At 43.0% G+C, this 8758-nt stretch carries 10 protein-coding genes; 2 read left to right on the top strand and 8 right to left on the bottom strand.

Going from position 1 to position 8758, the window contains the following annotated elements:
* From OCV61_RS18920 to nrdR, 5 genes are all read right to left on the bottom strand, one after another.
* A partial coding sequence (locus OCV61_RS18920; RefSeq protein WP_158421987.1) for a helix-turn-helix domain-containing protein occupies positions 1–63 on the bottom strand: 63 nt, incomplete at its 3' end.
* Positions 60–467, bottom strand: a complete 408-nt coding sequence (gene tnpA, locus OCV61_RS11645) for an IS200/IS605 family transposase (protein ID WP_158421983.1) — start codon at positions 465–467, stop codon at positions 60–62. The genes OCV61_RS18920 and tnpA, both read right to left, overlap by 4 nt.
* 97 nt (positions 468–564) lie before the next feature.
* Positions 565–813: a hypothetical protein gene (locus OCV61_RS11640; RefSeq protein WP_262582873.1), complete on the bottom strand. Its 249-nt coding sequence runs from the start codon at positions 811–813 to the stop codon at positions 565–567.
* Positions 814–903: 90 nt separating this feature from the next.
* Positions 904–1875 carry a DUF3878 family protein gene (locus OCV61_RS11635; protein ID WP_158421981.1) on the bottom strand — a complete coding sequence of 324 codons (972 nt, stop codon included), beginning with the start codon at positions 1873–1875 and terminating at the stop codon, positions 904–906.
* Positions 1876–2028: 153 nt separating this feature from the next.
* Positions 2029–2478 (bottom strand): transcriptional regulator NrdR, encoded by a 450-nt coding sequence (gene nrdR, locus OCV61_RS11630; protein ID WP_158421980.1) that lies wholly within the window; start codon positions 2476–2478, stop codon positions 2029–2031.
* Between the two features lie 215 nt (positions 2479–2693).
* On the opposite strand from nrdR, the gene OCV61_RS11625 reads away from it, so the two are divergent.
* Both OCV61_RS11625 and sigG read left to right on the top strand, forming a co-directional pair.
* Entirely contained in the window at positions 2694–2948 is a 255-nt protein-coding gene (locus tag OCV61_RS11625; protein ID WP_158421979.1) for a PRC-barrel domain-containing protein, read from the top strand.
* 125 nt (positions 2949–3073) lie between these two features.
* Complete coding sequence (gene sigG / locus OCV61_RS11620; RefSeq protein ID WP_158421978.1) at positions 3074–3850, top strand: RNA polymerase sporulation sigma factor SigG; 777 nt, start codon at positions 3074–3076, stop codon at positions 3848–3850.
* On the opposite strand, the gene OCV61_RS11615 is transcribed toward sigG, so the two are convergent.
* The 3 genes from OCV61_RS11615 to OCV61_RS11605 are packed head-to-tail and all read right to left on the bottom strand — an operon-like array spanning position 3838 to position 8749.
* Positions 3838–4803, bottom strand: coding sequence for an RluA family pseudouridine synthase (locus OCV61_RS11615; protein WP_262582869.1), 966 nt, complete (start codon positions 4801–4803; stop codon positions 3838–3840). The two genes, sigG and OCV61_RS11615, sit on opposite strands and share 13 nt — an antisense overlap.
* Entirely contained in the window at positions 4800–6473 is a 1674-nt protein-coding gene (locus OCV61_RS11610; protein WP_158421976.1) for a hypothetical protein, read from the bottom strand. Before OCV61_RS11610 ends, OCV61_RS11615 begins: the two co-directional genes overlap by 4 nt.
* On the bottom strand, positions 6470–8749 hold the full coding sequence (locus OCV61_RS11605) for a CDP-glycerol glycerophosphotransferase family protein (RefSeq protein WP_158421975.1): 2280 nt from the start codon (positions 8747–8749) through the stop codon (positions 6470–6472). The genes OCV61_RS11610 and OCV61_RS11605 overlap by 4 nt, the downstream gene beginning before the upstream one ends.
* Positions 8750–8758: the final 9 nt, after the last annotated feature.

The raw sequence follows: 8758 nt of genomic DNA, 5'->3' as shown, positions 1-8758 counted from the left end.
TTTTCCAAGGAGTATCTTCTGTTCATCTGTTGGATAGATCCGGAAACGATATGCTATGTTCAATACTTTTTCTCTCCCTGGGTTTCGATGTATTGGCGGATTACTTCAACTGGTGCCCCTCCTGCCGTCAAAAGGCAGAAACTCTGGCTCCAGAATGCTTCTTTCCAAAGTTTTTCCCGGATTTCCGGATACTCTTTTTTCAGCAGCCTGCTGCTGGCACTTTTATATGCATTGATAAATTTACTGAGTTCCGTTTTAGGCTGTGCGCGAAACATTACATGCACATGGTCAATATCATGATTCCATTCCTCCAAAACAATCCCATATCGGGGAGCAATATATTCCCATATTTCTTTTGCTCTTTCTGAAATTGGATCATTGATAACTTTTCTTCGATATTTTACCACCATAATCAGATGATAATATATCAAATATACCGAATGTGCATTGTGATCTGTTTTTTCCATAAAATCAGTCCTTTTTTCGAATATTTATTTTATCGACTGATTCTATTATACCATGGTTCGTATCGAAGAACAAGTGTTCTTTTTGCTTTTATGCAATTCATCTCCCACCTGTAGAGGAAGGAGAATTCTTGCTATATATTATGTTAAATTTTCCTTTTATAAATCTGATTTTCCCATCTATATCCGAAAGTTCCCCTGTATAACCATGATGTAAAATAAAATCATCCAAAGCCACATCAAAAGTTCTGAAGGACTGTACAACATGAATCAGTTTCTCTTTGTAATCGCTATCCTCCGGCGAGATTTTCTGCCCCTGTCCTGCAAGGGATTGTGCATATTGGTCCATATACTTATCCTCTTCCTTCTCCATGTGAATATGTAATTGTTTAGCAGCTGTTTCGTACCTTCACAGTTATCGTCTGAATAGTTACATTGTTTACAATACAAGTTCCTTTGCTCCTGGTATCCTGAGTATTTTAACCCTGCAATTTATCCCTTTCGTGTCCCAGATCATCAGGTAAACATGGAAATCCACATCATCCTGGGCAGTAGTAAAGGGCTCTTCCCGCAATATATCCACATGGATATCCTGATCCTTGATGCTCATATTCCTTTTTATTTGTTCAGCTTTTTCCAGCAATTCTTTTAGTTTATTATCTGCCTCTGCCCCAAAAGAGCGGTCAGGATAAGTACCGGCTGCATGCTTTATTTTCTCTGTAAGAAGCCGTACCACTGCCTGATGCTTTCTTTTATGAAGCGCCCCAGCTACCATCCTGGCCATAAAAGGATAAGGCAAGCGTTTATACAACTTGAGAAGCCTGAGCAGGGAAGCATCCTGTGTTTCCCTTGACAGGTTATCCATCACTTTAAATGCAGCCTCTGATGGCATCCAGGGATTTTCTCCCGGAACAATGTATTGCTCCGGTACAGCTGGATAGCAGCAATAATTCAAAGGAGGGAAGTTGGCCAGATGTGCCAGACAGATTTCTTCCTCTGTGCAGAATTCTTCTCCCAGATACTCCAGCTTATCCCTGATAATGGCAATCCTGTACTCCAGCTGCCTGAGATATTCATATCCCTTCACCCAGAAATGCCCAATCTCTCCGTAATCATACAAATGTACTTCCAGTTCCAGCTTACGGAAAAACAGGGTAACTACGTTCTTTCCCTGCCATACTGACAATACATACCCCTGACCTTCCCTGCTCAGAGAATAATCCAGTTCTCCTTCATAGTCTTTCTGATATAAGCCTGTAATTCCTGCATTCACAAAAACAAGAAAGCTTTCAACTGCATCATTCATCAGGTAAACCAGCCGAAGCCGATCTGTATTTTCATTTTCCGGAATCAGAAGCTCGAATTGATGCTGTTCCAACAGATCCTGAAGCAATTCAATTGTATCCTTCATAAATATCGTCTTCCCCTTTTTTCATGAGGAAATTCCTGTAGATTTACACAAGAATGCCCCGTCATAAAAGCGGCCAGCATTCAATTATGCCGACCGCCTTTAAGTCCATAACTGTTCAGGCTCTCCTCACATACTGCCTGCTAAACAGCTACATTAATTCATAAACTTCTTAAGTTCATCCAGGAAGGTACTTACATCCTTAAATTCCCTGTATACAGAAGCAAAACGCACGTATGCTACTGCATCCAGATCCTTCAAATGCTCCATAACGATCTCACCGATCCTGGTACTGGAAATCTCCTTATCCTCTGTATTAAAAATGGCAGCCTCAATGGAATCCATCATAGCTTCTATCTTGCCAATAGGGATGGGCCGCTTATAACAGGCACGTAATACCCCTCCCTGGATCTTGGCTCTGCTGTACTGCTCCCTGTTCTGATCCTTCTTGATCACAGTCAGTGGTATATTCTCCACCTTTTCATAGGTGGTGAATCTTCTGCCGCAGGAATCACAAAGACGGCGGCGGCGAATGCCATTAATATCCTCTACAGGTCTGGAATCAACTACTCTGGTATTATCCTGATTACAATATGGACATCTCACAGGTGCTCCCCCTCTCTCCTCTGATATGTAGTTTTCTTTCGTTATTTACATATATTACGTACATATTAAACAATAACACTTTTTTCTGTTCTTTCCTGAATTATACTTTATTTTCAAGAATTCTGTCAATATATATCCGTACCTGATGATTAGGTTGATGATTAGATTCATAACCCTTTCATTTATGCATATATTGTAAGAAAAAGTGATTTTATATGCGTATCTGTGAATTAAAACAAAAGGAGATCATCAACACCTGTACCTGTAAAAGCCTGGGCTGTGCCACAGATGTGGAATTTGACTGCTGCTGTAGCCGGCTGACTGCACTTGTAGTGCCTGGTCCCTGCAGATTCTGTAGTTTTTTTTGTCATGAAAACGAATATGTGATTCCCTGGGAATGTATCCGCCAGATTGGCGAAGACATTATCCTGGTGGAAATACAGGAGGACAAATGCCTGCGTAAACAGTAATTCTTACTCTGCCTTGCCCTCTGTTGTCAAGGTCTTATATTTTTTATATTTTTCCGGAAAAAGTATATTTATCCTCCTTGGTGGAATCATCTGTAGTAACCAAAGACAATAAGGAGGATGCATAAATGGCACTTAACAAAGTAGAAATTTGCGGGGTCAATACAGCGAAGCTTCCGGTACTTACGTCAGAAGAAAAAGAAGAGCTTTTTCATCGGATCAAGGATGGGGATGCTGCTGCCAGAGAGCGTTACATCAAAGGCAACCTGCGCCTTGTACTCAGTGTGATCCGCAGATTCCAGAACAGCAACGAAAATCCTGATGACCTTTTTCAGATTGGCTGCATTGGTCTGATCAAAGCCATTGACAACTTTGACACCTCCCTGCAGGTAAAATTCTCTACTTATGCAGTGCCTATGATCGTAGGGGAAATCCGCAGATATCTTCGTGATAACAACAGCATCCGGGTCAGCCGTTCCCTTCGTGATATTGCCTACAAGGCTATCTATGCCAAAGAAAATTATGTGAAACAGAATTTGAAGGAGCCTACCATTACAGAAATCGCCAAAGAAATCGGAATAGATAAAGAAACCATTGTCTATGCGCTGGATGCCATCCAGAATCCGGTAAGCCTGTTTGAGCCTGTTTATACGGAAGGCGGAGATACTCTTTACGTTATGGATCAGATCAGTGATAAAAAAAATAAAGAAGAGCACTGGGTAGAAAATCTGGCTCTTCAGGAAGCCATGGAACACCTTGGAACAAGAGAACGGCATATTATCAATCTTCGCTTTTTTGAAGGAAAAACCCAGATGGAGGTAGCTGAAGAAGTGGGCATTTCCCAGGCGCAGGTCAGCCGCCTGGAAAAAAGTGCCTTAAAAATAATGAAAAATTATTTAAGATAAGATATGCATTGCCAGGGTATCCGAGCCTGCAGTTTTACGATCTGTCTTGTATAAGGATGTATGAAGCAAAGCTCTCCTGCATGAAGCATCAGCCGTTTTGCCCCATCTTCTTTACCATAAACTTTATCGCCAAGCAGCGGATGTGCTGTTGCAGAAAAATGCACACGGATCTGGTGGGTGCGTCCTGTTTTCAGATGACAGCTTACACAAGAGATATATTCTTCTGAAAGCTTTTTCTCCCAGAGCAGGGAATATAAGGTTTCTGCTGACAGCCCTTCCCCTTTTGGAAGTACACACATCTGATTTTTGCAGCCTGGTTTCTTTCCTAAAGGCAAAGTAATCTGTCCTGATTCCTGTTCCATCCTGCCGTGCACAAGAGCATAATAAGTCTTTACCAGCTGCCCTTCCTGCCTTTGCTTCCAAAGTCTCTGGGCAGTTACAGGATCAAGGGCAAAAAGAACGATCCCGGAAGTATCCAGATCCAGTCTGCCGATCTGACGTACAGTAATATTTCTTCCTTTTTGAAGAAAATACCGAACCACCTGATTTCCCAGATGATCCGTATAATGTCCCCTGCCCTTGTGGCAGGCAAGTCCTGACGGTTTGTTCACTGCCAGCAGATATTCATCCTCATAAAGGATCTCCAAATCCGGAAAATCCGTAAATTCCTTATTCCGTTCTTTCTCAAAGGGTTCTGCTGCAACAATTTCTCTTGCAGCTTCTTCTCCTGCTGAAGCCTGTTCCGGACTGTATGCTTCCCTGAAATTCACCTCCAGAAGCTGCCCCGGCTTACCCGAATCCGTAACACGGCACTTTTCTCCATCCAGGCAGATCCCGGATGGCAGGAACTTCTGTCTGCTGATCTGCTTTTTTGTAAAGCCTGCTTCTTTTAAAAGCTGACCTGCACTTTTCCCGGCGTCCCCTTCCGTAAGCACATAAGACCATCCGCTCAAAGGGTTTCTACCCCAAACAGGCGGCAGATCTCCCCCAGCGGATCTGACTTTGTATCTGCTGCAGGCACATATGCCTTGAACTGCTTCCAGTAAAATCCTGCTACAGGCAGAAGATACAGGATATTACGTACATATTCATCCAGAACAATTGCATCCTTCAAAAATAATCGATAGCTTTGTGCACAGGGACCCAGAAGATAGATCCTGCCCTTTACTTTGTTAAGCTTCTCTTTTACCGCTTCATCCGGAGCCAGATCTGCATTCACCAAGATGCTTCCATCTTCCGGGTAAAGCATAAGCTTAACATCCATACTGTTATTCTTATCTTTCACACTGTCACATACCAGATATTTCCTGCCATCCAGTTCTACCAGCTCTCCATTTGTCTGCTGTTGTTGGATCATTACAGGAAGAGGCCTTACCTTTCCCTGATTCTCCATTCCATAACCGCCTGTGCCTGGAATGACAGCCGGATAAAAAATCTGGTCAAATAAAGACAGGCCTTTGATCCATTTGCCTGAATCCTTTTCTTTTAATACAGGCAGAAAATCCAGATCCACCAGGATCTTTTCTTTTGCAGGGCAGGTCATTGCCATATAATACTGCTGATATCCCTGACTTCCCAGTACCAGGCAGGTATCAAAGGTCTGGCTTCCCCAGATCCTGTGCCATTCCCGTTCCATCAGCAGATCCATATGTTCCTTCGCAGGAGCACAGCTTTTGTACACATCCGGATTCTTTTCCATACATCGGTAAAAAAAGAAATCCTCTTCGTCCATGGTCATACGACCTCTGTACATCACTCGGACAAGGGCATCTTCTCCGGAAACAAAATCCCTGAATTCTTCTTCGTCTGCTGTCCAAGAAGAAAGGATCACAGTATCCATATCTTTTTCCTGAAGCCTATTAAGCAACTGTCTGGTTATAAATTTATGTTCTCTGCTATCCTTCCAGCTGGTAAGCACCAGAAGCTTTTTTCTCGCTCTTTCACGAAGAGACAGCACAGACACTTTCTGTGAGCCATCTTCTTTTCCAAGCAAAAGCTCTGTCAGTTCTCCTACTGCATGTTCCGGATCCTGGCAGACCAGAACTTTTCCTTCATAAATACCTGCAAGCCTGGTATCCTCTTTCAGCCCTTTTACAGCTGTTTTTTCATCCTGTGCAAGGATATAATCTGCTTTTAGTATTTCCCTTGCAAGCATAGATACCCCTTCCACATCCATCCGGTTATCCTTTTCCCAAAGCTGGGAGCCTGTATAAAAATATTTCTGTCCTTTTCTTTTTACAAAAGCAACAGGAAATGGAATGCTGCTTACAATATATGCTGCACTGGCTGCCGCTTCCCAGAATCCAGGAGAATCATGTTTTACACTATTCCCCCCGGAAGTAAGCTTCATGGAGCCTTTCTGACAGCAAATGCAGTCATACTGCTTTCCGTATGTGCGCTCCACATATTGAAACATCTTATAAGGCAGTTCTCCTGATCTGCCTGCCTTACTGTCCCACACAAAAAGAATTCGGTTTTCCTGTATATCCTTTTCCAGTTCTTTGCTGTAAGGATAACGTTTTTTCAGTTCTCCCCCGTTTTCCTTAATATATTTCAGGGCAGACCTTTTTACAGATTCATAATCCTCTATATTTTCTTTCAGATATCTATCCATCTCTCTCATAGGATCGCCCTCTCAAACTCTGCGTAAACATTCTGATTATATGCCTGGGGCTCAAACTCTGGATAAGCTTCTTCCCTGAAATTCCCATCCAGCATGGGAAGTTTTAAAGCCTTTGCCTCCAGGACAGGAAGTGAATCAGCCCCCTGTGTATGTGTATGCACAAAAGCTGTGCACAACTTCAGAAATCCAAATGGCTCCGCCACATAGCCGGTCATGGTAACACACTTGGTAAGCCCCTCTTCCAGAAGCAGCTTTTCCAAATCCTTTCTTTCGTTACCATCACCCAGGATATACAGATGACTATTTTCATTTTCATGGACATACGCTTTAAAATTACGGATCAGTCCCTGAAAATCCTGCTCCTTTGTCAGACTTCCCATAGCAGCATAATTCTTTTTCCCAGGATCCGGTACCAGAAGCAATTTTAAAGCCGGTCCTGCCTCCCCGGTCTTTTGTCTTTCTGCTATATAAAAGTCCTGGCCCTGGTAATGGATCTGCTGTTGTTTTCCAAGATCCTGGCTGATCCTGGTAATGTCCACAAAGCTTGTCCCATATTCTGCATAAACTGCATGCTCTACAAACGGAAGCATTGCAGTGATCACATTTTTTTCACTGGATAAATTGATCACATAATCAAACCTGGCATCTCCGAAAAGCCGTTTTGCCTCCCTTTTATAAAAGGCAGCAAGAGAAGGATCCTTTCCTTTAGAAAAAGCATAAAGACCTTTTTCTTCACAGGTTCCGTTTTCCGGTTGTCCCCGATATAACACACGGACTCTTTGATCCAGACTGCAGATCCGCTGTTCCGGCTCATCTCCGGAACCTCCGGTAAGCAGGGTTACATCATATTTGTTGTAATCCAGAAGCTGCAATAGTTCCATAAAGGAAAATGTGTCATGATTTTCCTCCATCTCTCCCGGGTAAAGCAACAGCCGTTTTTTATTGATTTCCCCGCAGGAAATGGCATGCGCAGAGCTTTTTCCCCGAAATACCACATCCACAATACGGCTGCACACATCCCCGTCATCCCTTGGACATGCCCATGCAGCTTCCCTTTGGTACTTATCCATATAAGGCTCCATCGCCTTGTCCACATCATGGATCATTTCCCCCAGCTGCCTGTGATTCCTTGCAATCGGGCCCGGCAGCTTGTCAATCCCAAAATAAAGTCCTCGATAGCCCAAATACTCATCCAGATCCGGAATAAAGAAAAGCACAGGACGTCCGGAAACAAGAAAATCAAAATAAATACTAGAATAATCAGAGATCAGAATATCCACTGCTGATAACAGTTCATTGGTGTCAATGGTTGCTGGGATAAACTGCCCGGTGATCCCCTGGTTTTTCTTAATATGGTAATATACGATCTGATGAGGCTTTACAAGCACCTGATACTTACTGGTATCAATATTTGCCTCTACTGTATGGATCAGTTCAAAATAAGCATCCAGACTTGTATCTGGACTGCTGTATTTGCTACCCTTCCAGGTAGGTGCATACAAGATCAGCTTTTTGGAGGGATCGATCTTTACACCGCTTTTTGACAATTTGTCCATAATAATCTTACGGTCTGTATGGAAAAAGCGGTCATTTCTGGGCTGTCCCTCTTCCAGGATCTTTCCCTGATAAAGCCCTTCCATCTTGAAAGCCTGCTGATAGATCTGAGTCATAAATGGATTGGGTGAGATCAGATAATCCGCTGCCAGCAGATTCCTGGCTGTATTCCCTGCGCTTACCTTACCTGCAGGTATGTCAAAGCCAAGAGTCTTTAACGGGATCCCATGCCAGGTATCAAGGTAAATCTGCCCCTCTCTTTTTGTAAAAAATCCAGGAAAACTTACATTATTAATCAGATATTTGGCAGTTGCCAGATATTCTCTGTATTCTACAGACTGGCGGGAAATGAATTTTACATTTTCATACTCTTTGTAAAGCTCCATCTGGTACTGATTATCCTGAAAATCGTCAATGACCCAGACATGGACATACTCTGATAAGTCCGCCTGGGTCAATAAATACCGAAACAAAGCATAAGGGCTGCAGGTCATGCCCCTGCCCCCAAATGCCTCATATAAAATACATTTTTCTTTGATCGGGCTGTTTTGCCAGAAATCCACATAAACTGCACGCATTTCCTCGTTCAGGTTCAGCCTGCCCTCTTCCCTTGCATCTTCGATCGCCTGTTCAAGCCCTGATGTTTTATCCTCTTTCTTTGCTTCTTTAACACTGTTTTTCCCAAAGCCTAACAGTTTCTTTAATTGTCCAAACCCCTTCATCTGCTACGC

It is taken from the genome of Blautia ammoniilytica, assembly GCF_025566965.1.
In the GTDB taxonomy this organism is placed as follows: Bacteria; Bacillota; Clostridia; order Lachnospirales; family Lachnospiraceae; genus Blautia_A; species Blautia_A ammoniilytica.
This window is presented reverse-complemented; position numbering and strand designations above follow the sequence as displayed.